The sequence below is a fragment of the Kineosporiaceae bacterium SCSIO 59966 genome, from assembly GCA_020881835.1.
Classification (GTDB): Bacteria; Actinomycetota; Actinomycetes; order Actinomycetales; family SCSIO-59966; genus SCSIO-59966.
In genome coordinates this window covers 1,641,610-1,657,601 of sequence record CP052876.1, presented here as the reverse complement: position 1 = coordinate 1,657,601, position 15,992 = coordinate 1,641,610, and the positions used below count along the sequence as shown (strand labels likewise).

At 70.4% G+C, this 15,992-nt stretch carries 14 protein-coding genes; 12 read left to right on the top strand and 2 right to left on the bottom strand.

What is annotated here, in order from left to right; all coding sequences use genetic code 11:
- Positions 1-17: 17 nt before the first annotated feature.
- Complete coding sequence (locus HJG43_07835; GenBank protein ID UER54462.1) at positions 18-809, bottom strand: fused MFS/spermidine synthase; 792 nt, start codon at positions 807-809, stop codon at positions 18-20.
- A gap of 210 nt (positions 810-1,019) precedes the next feature.
- Here HJG43_07835 and xerD point away from each other — a divergent pair, with 210 nt between their 5' ends.
- The 12 genes from xerD to HJG43_07775 all read left to right on the top strand — a co-directional run bounded on the left by xerD (position 1,020) and on the right by HJG43_07775 (position 12,960).
- On the top strand, positions 1,020-3,281 hold the full coding sequence (gene xerD, locus HJG43_07830) for a site-specific tyrosine recombinase XerD (GenBank protein UER55816.1): 2,262 nt from the start codon (positions 1,020-1,022) through the stop codon (positions 3,279-3,281).
- Positions 3,282-3,471: 190 nt separating this feature from the next.
- Positions 3,472-4,227, top strand: coding sequence for a ParA family protein (locus HJG43_07825; protein ID UER55815.1), 756 nt, complete (start codon positions 3,472-3,474; stop codon positions 4,225-4,227).
- The gene (locus tag HJG43_07820) at positions 4,211-5,086 is read left to right on the top strand and encodes a segregation/condensation protein A (protein UER54461.1); all 876 of its coding nucleotides are present in this window, start codon (positions 4,211-4,213) and stop codon (positions 5,084-5,086) included. The genes HJG43_07825 and HJG43_07820 overlap by 17 nt, the downstream gene beginning before the upstream one ends.
- Positions 5,083-5,745 (top strand): SMC-Scp complex subunit ScpB, encoded by a 663-nt coding sequence (gene scpB, locus HJG43_07815; GenBank protein UER54460.1) that lies wholly within the window; start codon positions 5,083-5,085, stop codon positions 5,743-5,745. The genes HJG43_07820 and scpB overlap by 4 nt, the downstream gene beginning before the upstream one ends.
- Positions 5,742-6,620 carry an rRNA pseudouridine synthase gene (locus tag HJG43_07810; protein ID UER54459.1) on the top strand — a complete coding sequence of 293 codons (879 nt, stop codon included), beginning with the start codon at positions 5,742-5,744 and terminating at the stop codon, positions 6,618-6,620. The genes scpB and HJG43_07810 overlap by 4 nt, the downstream gene beginning before the upstream one ends.
- A 129-nt stretch (positions 6,621-6,749) precedes the next feature.
- On the top strand, positions 6,750-7,112 hold the full coding sequence (gene aroH / locus HJG43_07805) for a chorismate mutase (protein UER54458.1): 363 nt from the start codon (positions 6,750-6,752) through the stop codon (positions 7,110-7,112).
- Between the two features lie 4 nt (positions 7,113-7,116).
- Positions 7,117-8,247, top strand: coding sequence for a prephenate dehydrogenase (locus HJG43_07800; protein UER54457.1), 1,131 nt, complete (start codon positions 7,117-7,119; stop codon positions 8,245-8,247).
- Between the two features lie 308 nt (positions 8,248-8,555).
- A complete protein-coding gene (gene cmk, locus HJG43_07795; protein UER55814.1) occupies positions 8,556-9,242 on the top strand; it encodes a (d)CMP kinase in 687 nt (228 codons plus the stop codon).
- Positions 9,239-10,699 (top strand): ribosome biogenesis GTPase Der, encoded by a 1,461-nt coding sequence (gene der, locus HJG43_07790; protein UER54456.1) that lies wholly within the window; start codon positions 9,239-9,241, stop codon positions 10,697-10,699. The genes cmk and der overlap by 4 nt, the downstream gene beginning before the upstream one ends.
- 62 nt (positions 10,700-10,761) lie before the next feature.
- Positions 10,762-11,193: a hypothetical protein gene (locus tag HJG43_07785; protein UER54455.1), complete on the top strand. Its 432-nt coding sequence runs from the start codon at positions 10,762-10,764 to the stop codon at positions 11,191-11,193.
- Positions 11,194-11,297: 104 nt separating this feature from the next.
- On the top strand, positions 11,298-12,860 hold the full coding sequence (locus HJG43_07780) for an IS1634 family transposase (GenBank protein ID UER54454.1): 1,563 nt from the start codon (positions 11,298-11,300) through the stop codon (positions 12,858-12,860).
- Positions 12,838-12,960: a hypothetical protein gene (locus tag HJG43_07775; GenBank protein ID UER54453.1), complete on the top strand. Its 123-nt coding sequence runs from the start codon at positions 12,838-12,840 to the stop codon at positions 12,958-12,960. The genes HJG43_07780 and HJG43_07775 overlap by 23 nt, the downstream gene beginning before the upstream one ends.
- Before the next feature lie 209 nt (positions 12,961-13,169).
- Here the strand turns inward: HJG43_07775 and HJG43_07770 are convergent, their stop codons facing one another.
- A complete protein-coding gene (locus HJG43_07770) occupies positions 13,170-15,935 on the bottom strand; it encodes an AAA family ATPase (GenBank protein UER54452.1) in 2,766 nt (921 codons plus the stop codon).
- Positions 15,936-15,992: the final 57 nt, after the last annotated feature.

The following is a 15,992-nucleotide window of genomic DNA, read 5'->3' as shown; positions in this document are numbered from 1 at the left end:
AGCCGGCCGCGGCGCGCTCACTGCGGGTCGTGCCGCGGCCGGGCGCCGGCCCGCAGCTGGACCAGGGCGTCCCCGTGCACCAGTCGGGCCCGCACCGCCCCGGACGCCGCCCGACGCGCGAGGGCTGCGACCGGCAGGGGGACGTGCGACCCGATGAGGACGGCGTTCGCCCACCGCCGGCGCCGTAGCGCCGCCGGTTCGGCAAGCACGGCGACGGACTCGAAAACGGCTGTCGCCGAAGCGATCTCGACGCGCAGCTCCTCCAGGGCCCCGGGGTCGGCGATGTTCGCGAGGTAGACCGCGCCCGGGCGCAGCACCCGGGCGACGCAGGCCACGAACTCGGCCGTCGTCAGGTGCGAGGGAGTCCTCGCGCCCGCGAACACGTCCCGGACGACGACGTCCGCGCTGGCGTCCGGACGCCTCGCCAGGCCCTCTCGGGCGTCCCCGGACTGCAGCCGCAGGCGAGGGGAGCGGGGCAGGCCGAACCAGCCTCGGACGAGCCGGTTCAGCTCGGCGTCCAGCTCGACGACGACCTGCCGGGACCCCGGCCGGACGGCGTCCAGGTGCCGGGCCAGGGCGCACCCGCCGCCGCCGAGGTGGACGACGTCGAGCGGCTGGGGAGCCGGCGCGGCCGCGACCTCGACGACGTCCGCCATCCACTGCAGGTACTCGAACTCCAGGACTGTCGGGTCGCGCAGGTTGACCGGCGAGCTCGGCACCCCGTTGACCCAGACCGTCCATGCGTCAGGGTCGGCGCCGTCGCGGGTCAGGCGAACCGTGCCGGTGTCGATCGGGTACTCGCCCTCCACCGGTCCTGACCGGTCGCTGTGCCCACGGCGGTCACGCTGCCGGCTCCCCATCCCCACCCTCCCCACCCCCACACCCTCCCCTCGCCGTGATCATGCAATCCCGCCACCCTCCGAGCCCCACCCCTCGGTGATCATGCAATCCCGCCACCCTCCGAGGTGGTCTTGGTTGCCATGTCAGCCTCACGTCGGGTGGCGCGCCTCCACCACAGAATGCTGCGCTCAGCACGGCCTGGCCGGCGTGTCGCGCCCACAACCCAGCATTCTGCGAGCGGGTGGGTGGCGGGATTGCATGATCACGAGGGGGGATTGTCGACTGACCACCGAGGGTGGTCGGCTGACGGACCGCCGAGCGCGGACGTGGCGGGAGGTGACGCAGATGACACTAGAGTGACGGCTCGTGAAGATCGGCATCCCGCGCGAGGTCAAGAACAACGAGTACCGGGTGGCCGCCACCCCCTCCGGCGTCCACGAGCTGGTCCGCCACGGTCACCAGGTGTACGTCGAGACGGACGCCGGGACCGGGTCCTCGATCTCCGACGAGGACTTCGCCGGCGCGGGAGCCCAGATCCTGGACTCACCCGACGACGTGTGGGCCGAGGCCGACCTCGTGCTCAAGGTCAAGGAGCCGGTGGCGTCGGAGTACCACCGGATGCGCGAGGGGCAGACTCTCTTCACCTACCTGCACCTGGCCGCCGACGCCCGGCTCACCACCGAGCTCGTCGAGCGCAAGGTGACCGCCATCGCCTACGAGACCGTGGAGCTGCCGGACCACTCGCTGCCGCTGCTCGCCCCGATGAGCGAGGTCGCCGGCCGGCTCGCCCCGCAGGTCGGCGCGCACACCCTCATGCGCGCCCAGGGCGGCCGCGGGGTCCTCATGGGCGGTGTGCCGGGCACCTACGCCGCCAAGGTCGTCGTCATCGGAGCCGGCGTGGCCGGGTTCAACGCGGCCGCCATCGCGCTCGGTATGCAGGCCGAGGTGCTCCTGCTCGACAAGAACGTCGCCCGGCTGCGCCAGGTGGACGCGATCTACCAGGGGCACTGCCAGACGGTCGCGAGCAACACCTACGAGATCGAGCGGGCCGTCCTGGACGCCGACGTCGTCATCGGCGCGGTCCTCGTCCCGGGCGCCAGGGCACCCAAGCTGGTCAGCACCGAGCTGGTCTCCCGGATGAAGCCCGGCAGCGTGCTCGTCGACATCTCCATCGACCAGGGCGGCTGCTTCGAGGACTCCCGCCCGACCACGCACGCGGAACCCACCTACCGGGTGCACGACTCGGTCTTCTACTGCGTCGCGAACATGCCCGGCGCCGTCCCGCACACCTCCACCTACGCCTTGACGAACGTCACCTTGCCGTACGCCCTGGAGCTGGCCGACAAGGGCTGGCAGCAGGCGATGCGCGACGACGAGCCGCTGTCCCTCGGGCTCAACACCCACGCCGGGGCGGTGACGTACGCCCCGGTCGCGGAGGCCCACGGGCTGGACGCCGTCCCGCTGGCCGAGGTGCTCTCCTGACGAGCCCGCGGCGGCCAGCACCACCGAGCGGCCTGGCCCGCGCGGTGGCCGGCTACCTCGAGCACCTCACCGTTGAGCGCGGACTGTCGGTGAACACCCTCGGTGCCTACCGCCGGGACCTCGAGCGGTACGTGGCGTTCCTGGAGGGACAGGGCCGGCGTGACCCCGGCGACGTCGTGGCCCAGGACGTCAGCGACTTCCTCGCCACCATCCGCACCGGGCAGGACGGCCGCCCGGCGCTGTCCGCCGCGTCGGCGGCGCGCACCGTCGTCGCCGTGCGCGGCCTGCACCGCTTTCTCGCCCTCGAGGGGACGACGGTCGCCGACCCGGCCCGGGACGTCCGCCCGCCGACACCGCCCAAGCGGCTGCCCAAGGCCATCAGCGTCGCCGCGGTCACCCGGCTGCTCGAGGCCGCGTCCGTCGGCGACACCGCCGCCGCGCTGCGGGACCGGGCGCTGCTCGAGCTGCTCTACGGCTCCGGCGCCCGGATCAGTGAGGCCGTCGGGCTCGACGTCGACGACGTGCTCACCGGGGACGACGGGGGCGTCGGCGCCGCCGTGCGGCTCGTCGGCAAGGGCGGCAAGGAGCGGCTGGTGCCGCTCGGGTCCTACGCCGTGCAGGCGCTCGAGGCCTACCTCGTCCGGTCCCGCCCGGTGCTGGCCCGGGCCGGGCGGGGGACCCCGGCGGTCTTCCTCAACAGCCGGGGCGGACGGCTGTCGCGCCAGAGCGCGTGGGCGGTGCTGCGCTCGGCCGCTCAGCGGGCCGGGCTGTCCGAGCACGTCTCCCCGCACACCCTGCGGCACTCCTTCGCGACCCACCTGCTCGAGGGCGGCGCCGACGTCCGGGTGGTCCAGGAGCTCCTCGGCCACGCCTCGGTGACGACCACGCAGGTCTACACGCTCGTCACCGTCGACACCCTGCGCGAGGTGTACGCCGCCGCGCACCCGCGGGCCCGCTGACCCGCGGTGCTGCTGGGGTAGGGTCGCTGCGATCTGACCGCCGTCCGAGCAGGAGACGAGAGCACCTGTGAGCAGCAGTGACACCACCGTGGTGCCTGCCGGGGAGACGGTCGGCCCGACCGGCCGCCCACTGCCCGCCTTCCCCGAACCCGCCCCGCTGGCGGGGCACGGTCCAGCTCGGATCATCGCGATGTGCAACCAGAAGGGCGGCGTCGGCAAGACGACGACGACCATCAACCTGGGTGCTGCCCTGGCCGAGTACGGCCGCCGGGTGCTCCTCGTCGACTTCGACCCCCAGGGCGCACTGTCGGTGGGGCTCGGGGTGAACCCGCACGAGCTCGACCGGACCATCTACAACCTGCTCATGGAGCGCTCCAGCGACGTCCGGGAGGTCATCCGTCCCACCGCGGTCGCCGGACTCGACCTGCTGCCGGCGAACATCGACCTGTCCGCGGCGGAGGTTCAGCTCGTCGGCGAGGTGGCCCGCGAGACGGTGCTCGCCCGGGTGCTGCGCCCGGTGGCCGACGACTACGACGTCGTCCTCATCGACTGCCAGCCCTCCCTGGGCCTGCTGACCGTCAACGCGCTGACCGCCGCCCACGGCGTCGTCATCCCCCTGGAGTGCGAGTTCTTCGCCCTGCGCGGGGTGGCGCTGCTGGTGGAGACCATCGAGAAGGTCCAGGACCGGCTGAACCCCGCGCTGCAGATCGACGGCATCCTCGCCACGATGTACGACTCGCGCACGCTGCACAGCAGGGAGGTCGTCGCCCGGGTCGTGGAGGCGTTCGGCGACCGGGTCTTCCACACCGTCATCGCCCGCACGGTGAAGTTCCCGGACGCGTCCGTCGCCGCGGAGCCGATCACCTCGTACGCGCCGGGCCATCCGGCGGCCGAGTCCTACCGGCAGCTCGCCCGCGAGCTCATCGCCCGTGGTGACGCCGCCTGAGCAGGGGCCGGGCAGCCCCGCCGGACGCTCCTTCGAGGTCCACCTGGAGAACTTCAGCGGGCCGTTCGACCTGCTGCTGTCCCTCATCGCCAAGCACAAGCTCGACATCACCGAGATCGCCCTGGCAACCGTCACCGACGAGTTCGTCGCGCACATCCGCTCGGCCGCCGACGGCGGCTGGGACCTCGGGCAGGCCAGCGAGTTCCTCGTCGTCGCCGCGACCCTGCTGGACCTGAAGGCAGCCCGCCTGCTGCCCGCCGGCGAGGTCGACGACGACGAGGACGTCGCCCGGCTGGAGGCGCGCGACCTGCTCTTCGCGCGGCTGCTGCAGTACCGGGCGTTCAAGCAGGTCGCCGCCTCCCTGGCGGAGCGCCTGGCCACCGAGGGCCGCCGGTACCCCCGCTCGGTGCCGCTCGAACCGCACCTGGCGAACCTGCTGCCCGAGCTCGTCATGAGCACCACGCCCGATCAGCTGGCCACCGCGGCAGCGCGGGCGCTGGCACCCCGTCCGCAGCCGGAGGGGGTCAGCCTGGCCCACCTGCACAGTGCCCGGGTCAGCGTCCGGGAGCAGGCGCAGGTCCTCGCCGACCGGTTGCGTCGCAGCCGTCGCACCACCTTTCGCGCGCTCGTCGCCGACGCCACCTCGACGACGGTCGTCGTCGCCCGCTTCCTCGCACTGCTCGAGCTGTTCCGCGACGGCGCCGTGGCGTTCGACCAGGTCGAGGCCCTGGCGGAGCTCAGCGTCCGCTGGACGGGCAGCGAGGATGGTGACGTCGAGGTGGACGACGAGTTCGACCAGACAGACCCGGACGGCGTGCGGCTCGCCGGCCGGGACGCCGAGCAGGAGGTGGCACCGTGACCGACGCCGGCACGCACAGCGACGCGGCGAACGCGGCAGCACAGGGGTCGACGAGCCGGACGGCAGGGGAGGACGACCCGGTGGCCGAGGGCCTCGACCTCGACGTGCTCCCCGGCGGGGCGCGGGCTGCTCTGGAGGCCGTCCTCATGGTGGTCGACGAACCGGTGCCCGTGCTCCAGCTGGCGTCCGCTCTCGTCCTGCCCGTGGAGCGGGTGGAGGCGCTCCTGGCCGAGCTCGTCGCCGACTACGCCGAGCAGCACCGCGGCTTCGAGCTGAGGGAGGTCGCCGGGGGCTGGCGGATCTTCAGCCGGCCGGACGTCGCCCCGGTGGTCGAGCGGTTCGTCCGCGACGGGCAGACGGCCCGGCTCACCCAGGCCGCTCTGGAGACCCTCGCCGTCGTCGCCTACCGTCAGCCGGTGTCCAGGGCACGAGTGTCTGCGATCCGGGGGGTCAACGTCGACGGCGTGATGCGCACCCTCAGCAGTCGCGGTCTGGTCGAGGAGGCCGGCCACGACCCCGACAGCGGCGCCGTCCTCTACCGGACGACGAGCTACTTCCTCGAGCGGATGGGGCTGACGTCGGTGGACGACCTGCCACCGCTGGCCCCGTACCTGCCCGACGCTGACGTCCTCGAACAGCTGGCGGGAGAGGAGCGGTGAGCCCGCCTGACGGCCGCGGGCAGGGCCGAGGCGGTCACCGCGGGCGCCCCGGCCGGCCCACCGGCCGGCCGTCCGCCGGACCGGCCAGGCAGCGGGTTCGTCGTCCGGGGCCGGCCCAGCCGGTCGAGCCCGCGGTCGACGTCCACGACCCGGACGGCGTCCGGCTGCAGAAGGTTCTCGCGCACGCCGGGGTCGGCTCCCGGCGGGCCTGCGAGGCGCTCATCGCGGCCGGCCGGGTCACCGTGGACGGCCACGTCGTCACCGAGCTCGGCGTGCGGGTCGACCCCACCACGGCGGTGATCACGGTCGACGGGGTGCGACTCCAGCTGGACGAGTCGAGGACCTACCTGGTCCTCAACAAGCCGCGCGGCGTGCTGTCCACGATGGAGGACCCGCAGGGCCGGCCGTGCCTGGCCGACCTGCTCGGTGATCGCGGGGACCGGTTGTTCCACGTCGGCCGTCTGGACGCCGACACCGAGGGCCTGCTGCTGCTGACCAACGACGGGGAGCTCGCCCACCGGCTGCAGCACCCCTCCTACGGCGTCCGCAAGACCTACCTGGCCGAGGTCGAGGGTCGGGTCTCCAAGGACGTCGGCCGCCGGCTGCGGGCAGGGGTCGACCTCGAGGACGGGCCGGTCGCGGTCGACTCCTTCCGGGTCGTGGACGCCGCCGGCGGGCGCACCCTCGTCGAGGTGGTCCTGCACGAGGGCCGCAAGCACGTCGTCCGCCGCCTGCTCGCCGAGGTCGGTCACCCGGTGACACGCCTGGTGCGCACCGAGGTCGGCCCGGTGCGGCTCGGGGACCTGCGCCCCGGCAGCACCCGGCCGCTGACCCGGGCCGAGCTGAGTGCCCTGCTGCTCGACACCGGGCTGTGACGTCGGTGTGCCGGTGAGGGACGCCGGCGAGCGCGGGGCGCCGTGGTCCGGGTGGTGGTCATGGCGTCTCAGCAGGTGGATGCGTCGGTAGGCTCGTCCCGACAGCGGACGACGCGAGGAGGGGTACCGATGGCGGTGCGGGCCATCCGCGGGGCCACCCAGCTCGAGGTGGACGAGCGCGAGCACCTGCTCGAGCGCACCCGCGAGCTGGTCACCCAGGTGCTCGAGGCGAACCGCCTCGACCGGGACGCCCTCATCTCGATCATCTTCACCGTCACCGCCGACCTGCGCAGCGAGTTCCCCGCGCTGGCGGCCCGCGAGCTCGGCCTCGGCGACGTCCCGCTGCTGTGCACGGTCGAGGTCGACGTGCCCGGCGCCCTGCCCCGCGTCGTCCGGCTCATGGCGCACGCGGAGCTGGACGTTCCCCGCAGCCAGGTGCAGCACGTCTACCTGCGCGGCGCCGAGGTGCTGCGCCGGGACCTCGCGCAGTAGGCCCGTGAGCCTCACCCGTACCCGCGGACCGGTGCGCGTCGTCGGCACCGGGCTGCTCGGCACGTCCGTGGGCCTCGCCCTGGCGACTCGGGGGGTCGACGTCCTGCTCGCCGACCCCTCGCCGTCCGCCGTGGTTCTCGCCCGTGACCTCGGCGCGGGCCGACCCGCCACGGACGACGACCCGCCGCCGGCCCTCGTCGTCGTCGCCGCCCCGCCGGACGTCACCGGGGACGTCGTCGCCGAGGAGCTGGCGCGCTGGCCGGACGCCGTCGTCACCGACGTCGCGAGCGTCAAGTCCGGTCCGCTGCGCCGGGTAGCCGACCGCGGCGGTGACCTGGCGCGCTACGTGCCCGGTCACCCCCTGGCGGGGCGCGAGCGCGGCGGCGCGGTCGCCGCACGCGCGGACCTGTTCGCCGGCCGGCCGTGGGTCGTCGTCCCGGGTGCGACGGCGGCCGCCGTGCGCCGGGTCGAGGACCTCGTCACCGACCTCGGCGCGACCCCCGTGGCGCTGTCGGCGGCGGCGCACGACGAGGCCGTCGCGGTCGTCTCGCACGTCCCGCAGGTCGCGGCGAGCCTCGTGGCGGCCCGGCTGCGCGACGCCCCTGCCGAGGCCGTCGCCCTGGCCGGTCAGGGGCTGCGGGACGTCACCCGGATCGCCGCCAGCGACCCCGCGCTGTGGGTGCAGATCCTCGGGGGAAACGCCGCCCCGGTCCGCCGAGTGCTCGGTGCGCTGCGCGACGACCTCGACGTCGTCCTGGACGCCCTGGACCGCCTGGCGGGCGAGGGCGCGGGTGCTGCCGCGGGGGACGGCGGCCCAGCGGTCGGCGCGAGTGCCGCGCTCGCCGCCGTGGTGGCTGCCGGCAACGACGGGCACGCGCGCATTCCGGGCAAGCACGGGGCGCCGCCCACGCCGTACGCCGTCGTCACGGTCGTCGTCCCGGACCGGCCTGGTGAGCTCGGGCGGCTGTTCTCCGACATGGGGGAGATCGGGGTCAACCTCGAGGACCTGCGTCTGGAGCACTCTCCGGGCCAGCCGGTGGGTCTGGCCGAGCTGTCGGTGGTCCCCGCCGCCCGGGAGCGGCTCGAGACCGCCCTGAGCCACCGCGGCTGGGTCGTCCACTCCTCCCCTCGCTGATCGCTCGAACACCCCTATTGGTGATCATGCAATCCCGCCACCCCCAGCGCCCCTTCGGTGATCGTGGATACTCCCCTTCGGTGATCATGCAATCCCGCCACCCTTGCCTGTGCTGGTGGAACAGCTGCACCACGCCTCACGAGGGTGGCGGGATTGCATGATCACGAGGGGAGGGGGCGGGGCGAGGGTGGCGGGATTGCATGATCACGAGGGAGGGGGGTGGAGGCCGAAGGGCGGGGGGTGCGGGCGTACTCCACTAGGCTCGGCACAGCCCCCACCGAACCGTCGAGGAGTCGCACGTGCCCGCCCTGCAGCGCCGCATCGTCGTCGCGATCGACGGTCCGTCCGGCTCGGGCAAGTCGACGGTCAGCCGAGAGGTGGCCCGCCGGCTCGGGCTGGCGTACCTCGACACCGGGGCGATGTACCGGGCGGTGTGCTGGTGGTGCCTCGAGCGGGGCATCGACCTGACCGACGTCGAGGCCGTCGCGCAGGAGGCCCGCCGCCTGCCCCTGCGGATGGGGACCGACCCGGCCGACCCCCGGGTCCTCGTCGACGGTCAGGACGTCGGCGCCGCCATCCGGGAGAGCCGGATCTCCCGGCAGGTCAGCCTGGTCGCCACGAACCTCGCCGTCCGTGCCGAGCTCGTCCACCGGCAGCAGGAGATCATCGCCGCCGCCCCGGCCGGCATCGTCGCGGAGGGCCGGGACATCACCACGGTCGTCGCGCCGCAGGCCGACGTGCGGGTGCTGCTCACCGCGGACGAGGAGGCGCGACTGACCCGCCGCGCTCTCGAGCTGCACGGCCACAGCGCCCAGGAGGCGCTCGCTGCCACCCGGGACGAGGTGCTGCGCCGCGACCGCGACGACGCCACCGTCTCCACCTTCCACGTAGCAGCCGACGGGGTCGTCACCGTGGACACCTCGACCCTCACTCTCGAGCAGGCGGTGGACGCCGTCCTCCAGGTCGTCGCCGACCGCACCGGGGAGCCACGATGACCGACCGGAACGATGCCGTCGACCCGACAGAGGCCTTGCGCGCCGGGCTGGAGGACTACGAGCTCGACGAGTCCGACCTCTCGCTGCTCGAGGCCGCACCGGAGGACCTGCCCGGCGGCGACGCCGGCCCGCTGCCGGTGCTCGCCGTCGTCGGGCGTCCCAACGTCGGCAAGTCCTCCCTGGTCAACCGCATCCTCGGACGGCGGGAGGCCGTCGTCGAGGACGTCCCCGGGGTCACCCGGGACCGGGTGACCTACCCCGCGACGTGGGCCGGGCGCAGCTTCACGGTCATGGACACCGGAGGCTGGGAGGTGGACGTCGCGGGCCTCGACGCCCGGGTTGCCGAGCAGGCGGAGATCGCCGTCGAGCTGGCGGACGCCGTCCTGTTCGTCGTCGACGCCACGGTCGGGCCGACGAGCACCGACGAGTCCGTGGTCCGGCTGCTGCGCCGCAGCGGCAAGCCCGTGCTGCTGGTGGCCAACAAGGTGGACGACGAGCGCGGGGAGCTGGAGGCCGCCTCGCTGTGGTCGCTCGGCCTCGGGCTGCCGCACCCGGTCTCCGCCCTGCACGGGCGCGGCTCGGGGGACCTGCTGGACGCCGTCCTGGAGGTTCTGCCGCAGACCCCGCGCGAGCGGCTGGGTCCGGTCGCCGGGGGGCCGCGGCGGGTGGCCCTCGTCGGCAGGCCGAACGTCGGCAAGTCCAGTCTGCTCAACCGCCTCGCCGGCAGCGAGCGGGTCGTCGTCGACGCCACCGCGGGCACCACCCGGGACCCGGTCGACGAGCTCGTCGAGCTCGGTGGGCGCACGTGGCAGCTCGTCGACACCGCCGGCATCCGCCGCCGGGTGCACCAGACCCGCGGCGCAGACTTCTACGCCTCGCTGCGCACCCAGGCCGCGCTGGAGAAGGCCGAGGTGGCCGTCGTCCTCATCGACGCCAGCGAGACCCTGACCGAGCAGGACACCCGGATCATCTCGATGGTCGTCGAGGCGGGCCGGGCGCTGGTCATCGCCTACAACAAGTGGGACCTGCTCGACGACGAGCGCCGTCGCTACCTGGAGCGGGAGATCGAGCGGGACCTCGTCCAGGTGCAGTGGGCGCCGCGGGTCAACGTCTCGGCCCGGACGGGGCGGCACGTCGAGCGGCTGGTGCCGGCGCTCGACACGGCGCTGGAGTCGTGGGACGCCCGGGTCCCCACCGGCCGGCTCAACGCGTTCCTCGGTGAGCTCGTGGCGGCGCACCCGCACCCGGTCCGTGGTGGCAAGCAGCCGCGGATCCTGTTCGCCACCCAGGCCGCCACCCGGCCGCCCCGGTTCGTGATCTTCGCCTCCGGCTTCCTCGAGGCGGGGTACCGCCGCTTCATCGAGCGCCGGCTGCGTGAGACGTTCGGGTTCACCGGGACGCCGATCGAGGTGTCCGTGCGGGTGCGGGAGAAGCGGCGCGGCCGTCCCGCGCGCTGACCACCTCACGTCATGCGGCCTTGAGGTGCCTTCGGCGGGGGTCGCAGCCACGTCCAGGCCGCATGACGTGGGAAGGGGGAGCGGGGCAGGCGGGGACCTCACGCCACAACGTCGGGCTGCTGCGAAACTACTGCCAACAAGCCCGGAAAACCGCGGAACTGGCCGAACTCCTGACCACGGCGCGCGAGTCGACACGAGAGGTCGACAACCGCCCGCTCCCCCAGCAGAACGCCCTTCACAGGTCAGTCGTCAAGCTCCTGATCGAGGACTACGAGGCCGGCGCCTCGACGTACGAGCTTGCCGAGCGGTACAACGTGCGACGCAACACCGTCCGCGACACGCTCCGCCGCGCAGGGTTCGACCTCACTGTCAAGGCGAAGCGTGCAGCCCTCAGCGAGGAACAGAAGGCAGAGGCGCGACGCCTGTTCGATGACGGGGCGACCCGTCGCGATCTGATGGAGATGTACGGAGTGAGCGAGTCGACGATCACCTGACTCGTGCCACTTCTCCGGGATCTGGTGGGTGCGGGGGGATCGCTGCTGGTCAGAGGGTTGAGTAGGGGGGCTGCGACACACTAATCGGTGGGTAGTGTCGCCGGGTGGTGTTCGTTCGGAAGGTGCGGACGGGGTCGGGGGCGACGGCGGTGCAGATCGCTGAGCGGGCGGGCGGGCGTGACCGGGTGCTGGAGCACGTGGGGTCGGCGCGCACGGCGCAGGAGCTGACGGCGCTGCTGGAGGTCGCCCGCCGCAAGATCCGCCCGGGTCAGGGCGAACTGGACCTCAGCGGTGGGTCGGTGCCCGCTGGTCAGGCGGTCATCACCAGCCGGTCCAGTGCCCTGCTGTGGCACGTCCTGGTCAGCACGTACGCGCGGTTGGGGTTCGACGCGCTCGGGGACGAGGCGTTCAAGCAGCTGGTGCTGGCCCGGCTGGTCGAGCCGACCAGCAAGGCCGACTCTGTGCGTGTCCTGGACGAGCTGGGGGTCGCTCACGCCTCGCTGCGCACGATGTTCCGGTCGCTGGCCCGCTGCCAGGAGCGTGGGTACCGGGACCAGATCGCCAGGGCGTGCTTCGAGCACGCCAGTGTCCACGGTGATCTGTCGCTGGTGCTGTACGACGTCACCACCTTGTACTTCGAGGCTGAGAAGGAGGACGACCTGCGGCGGGTCGGGTACTCCAAGGAACGCCGCGTGGACCCGCAGATCGTCGTTGGGCTGCTCGTGGACCGGGCCGGGTTCCCGCTCGAGGTCGGCTGCTTTCAGGGCAACAAGGCCGAGACGACCACGATCCTGCCGATCATCCAGCAGTTCCAGGCCCGCCACCAGGTCGCGGACATGGTCGTCGTCGCCGACGCGGGGATGCTGTCGGCGGCGAACCTGCGGGAACTGGACGAGGCGAACCTGCGGTTCATCGTCGGCTCGCGGGTCACCAAGGCGCCGGTCGACCTGGCCTCCCACTTCCGCTGGCACGGGGACGCGTTCACCGATGGGCAGGTCATCGACACGATCACCCCACGCTTGTCCACCGGCACCGCCCGCAGCAGCAACGACACCACCAAGCGCGCCGAACCCGTGTGGGACCCGGCCGTGCACGAGCGGTCGTGGCGGGCAGTGTGGTCGTACTCCAGCAAGCGAGCCGCCCGCGACGGCAGGACCCTCACCGCGCAGGAGAACAGGGCCAGGGCAGTGGTCTCCGGGGAGAAGGCCGCCCGCACACCCCGGTTCGTCACGACGGCGAACGGCGCAGTCAGTCTCGACCAGGCGGCCCTGGACCGCGCCCGCCGGCTCGTCGGGTTGAAGGGCTACATCACCAACGTGCCCGCCACGCTCATGGCGGCCAGTGAGGTCATCGACTCCTACCACTCGTTGTGGCAGGTCGAGGCCTCGTTCCGCATGAGCAAGAGCGACCTACGGGCCCGTCCGGTGTTCCACCACGACCGCGACGCGATCGAGGCCCACCTCACTGTCGTCATGGCCGCCCTCGCCGTCGCCCGTCACCTGCAGAACACGACCGGGATGAGCCTCAAGAAGATCATCCAGGCGTTACGCCCGCTGCAGCAGATCACCGTCAACATCGCCGGACACGAACATCCCGCCAGCGACCCCCTCACCGACACCGCCCGCACGATCATCGACGCTGTAGGTGTCAAGTGGCCGACACACTAAATCGGCACGAGTCAGGTTCGATGACGGGGCGACCCGTCGCGATCTGATGGAGATGTACGGAGTGAGCGAGTCGACGATCAGGCGAGTGTTGCGCCGGTGATGAACAGCACCTACTCCTCGTCGGAAGGCTCAGCAGTCGCGAAGCCCTCCTTTCCCATGATGCGGCGCCCGCGATGGTGTCGATGTCATTCGATCGCATCCCGAGTGCCCGGCACTTCGTTCGCGCCTGCTCACCAGTGATCGACACCCAGCGGGGCAGGTAGAGCGTGGCGAAGCGGGAGTTCCAACAGGGTCACAAACTCAAGACAGTTACGGTCTTTGGCGCACCTTCTGGCGCTTGGGCACCTTGGTAACAGGGATCACCCCACGACGCTGCTGAAGCAGGTTCTCATCCTTCCTGTTCTCTCGAACCTCGAGCCGATCCAGAATCCGCTTCTGCGTCGATGGCGTCCAGTAGACCTCGAGGTGCTTCCGAGCCCGCGTAATCGCTGTGTAGAAGATGCTGTGCGAGATGTTCTCTTCGTTGGCTTCCGTGATGACGACCTTCACCGAGTCGAACTCGAGACCCTGCGCCTTGTGGATCGAGACCGCGTAGGCAATCTGGAATGGCACGATGGTCGTCGTCGAGTCATCGTCCTCGTCCGTGTCTGGGCGCTCGATGACGTCGAACTGGACCACGGAGCCTCCGACGACGCGGAGGTTCGAGTGCATCGCCTCCATCGCTGTCACGTCGCGCCCGAGCCCAAGGTCGACGTCGAAGGTAATCTTCCCGGGCGCCTGGCTGATTCCGACAATCTTGCCCTTCATGTTGTTGAAGATCAGCGGACGGAAGCGATCCGTCTCATTGAAGAGCACCGGATCACCAACCTTGTAGACAGCTTCACCCCAGACGTATGCCGGGTTTGGGTTGTTTGCTTGAATGAAGCGGTTGACGTTATTGATTCCGTACAAGCCGTCGTAGTTGAGGCAGAGCACGATCTCGTCGGCGCCGTGCCGCGTAAAGAGCGACTCCCCCAGTTCCTTGGAGTACTCGTTCTTCGACAGCGATTCTTCGATCCTGTCGTCAAGGTCGCGCACGCGATCCCAGAGGGTCAGGAGCGCCTCGTCGGTCGTGCGGAACGGGTGTGTCAGTTCGTGCACTGACTCCGGCGGGATGTACGAGCGAATTGTGCCAAACCAGTTCCCGAACTCGATGGACTCGATCTGGTAGACATCACCGACTAGCACCAGCAGATCGAAGTCGGTGTTGGCGAGCACCTCGAGGAACGCAGCGTTGCTGACCGTACTGCATTCATCGATGACTACGACATCGAAATGACCTGATGTGTCCCAGTCGCCCCGCACATGCTTGGAGATCGTGCTGAAGTGTGCGTTGGGAGCGTCGACGCGGCGCTTCAGGTTGTCGACGGCCGGGTTGGTGTGTGCCAGGAAGAGCTTCCGCTCACTCTCGAAGTAGTTCGCGATGTGGTTGACCATCGTGGACTTGCCGGTGCCGGCTGCGCCGTAGATCAGGGCGACCTTCGAGTGGGCGAAGAGCTTCCGCAGGGCATCAGCCTTGATGTCATCGTCAACCTTCTGCGGATCACCGTCCGGAAGCTTCGCGTTCTCGTCGAGCCATGCGGCGACATTGTCCACATAGTCATCGATACCGCCCGAGGCGATCTTCTGGAGCTGCTCGATGATCTCTACCGTGCCATCCTCGTACCCCGTGATGAAAACGTGGCCGTTGTCATGCTTAATCCTGCGATTCGCATGCTTGTAGTACACATTCCCGTTGTAGGCGCTAATCAAGCTATCGATGTCGCCAAGATCCGTGAGCTCGGAGTCTGGGGTGTAGATCATTCCACGCTGTTCGACGTTATTGCGCACTCTGCGGGCCAGGAGCTCATGTTCCCGCCCAGTCGCCGAAACGCTCGCGGCTACATCAACAAAACGCGGCTTGTGGTCGACGAGGAACGTACAGAAGGGCATCGTATCGAACGGAACGCAACCCCATACAACATGGAGGCTGGAGAGCCTGGAGCACTCACCGACGCTGTACTGCGCCTTCAGGATCTGGTTGTTCATGCGGAGTATCAGGTAACGCAGGAGTCGGGTTCCTGGACGGTTTCGCTGGATGATTGCCCTCGCCGCGTCCAGTGCAGGGAAGATGAGCGGCGTCCGCTGGGCGTTCGCGAGGGCCCAGGTCTTCACCTGGTTGTACACCGCGTCTGACGAGTCAATGAGGTCGAGCAGATTGTGACGTGTCAGCGTTAGGTACTGCATCAGGTTGCGGTACTCGACGTGACCTGACTGTACCTTGGTCTGCTGGCCGAGGAGCCGAGCGAAGTTGTCGAACTCGCACGGACGGATCGACACCGACCAGTCGCGGACGATGATGATCGGCATCGTCTGACCAAGTACGTCGATCGAGTCGTTCGCGAGCTCGAGTTTCGCGGCGTAGTAGTCGCTCACGTCTATGTCGGTGAAGCCGATGATCCGATCGAACTTGCTCGTCCGGTTGTGGGCGAGGCTGAAGGTGACCTCGTAGTAGATTCGGCCGCCGATGAAGAACGGCCGCGAGCTGTTGATGTAGTAGCGCTCCGTCTTGCCGGTCAGCAGGTCGTGCTTTGATGCCTCGATTCGACCAGCAATTTTCTCGTAGTATGCGCGAAGCGCCGGATCCTCATGAAGCGGGAACTGCTCGAGATTCCGGAGGATGTCCAGGCCAAGGTGCTGCTTCGCGAGGTCACGCGTGCGTAGCAGGTACTCGTAGTACTTGAGCATCAGGCGCTCAGAGGGATCCCGGTCGAGGGTGTAGTGCGAGACGCTGATCTGAAGCAGGTTGTGGAAGCGCGTCAGCAGGCGATAACGGGCATCGCCGTTCACTGCGTCCCGCGCGGCTTCAAACTGCGTCTGGTAGTTGTACGTGACCGACCGATCTGGAACGTGCGCATAGACGACCAAGCCCTCGACGAGATGGCGCAGGTATTGCAGCAGGTTCTGTGACAGGAACCCGCGGTCGGTCGTGATCACCGAGATGTTCTGGTCGATCGCGTTGCTCGAGTCCAGAACCTGCTGCTCTACCGTTGCCATACCGAACGACCTTCTGACTGGGAGTGCGTCGCTGGCGTGTTGAGCGATCTCGATCGC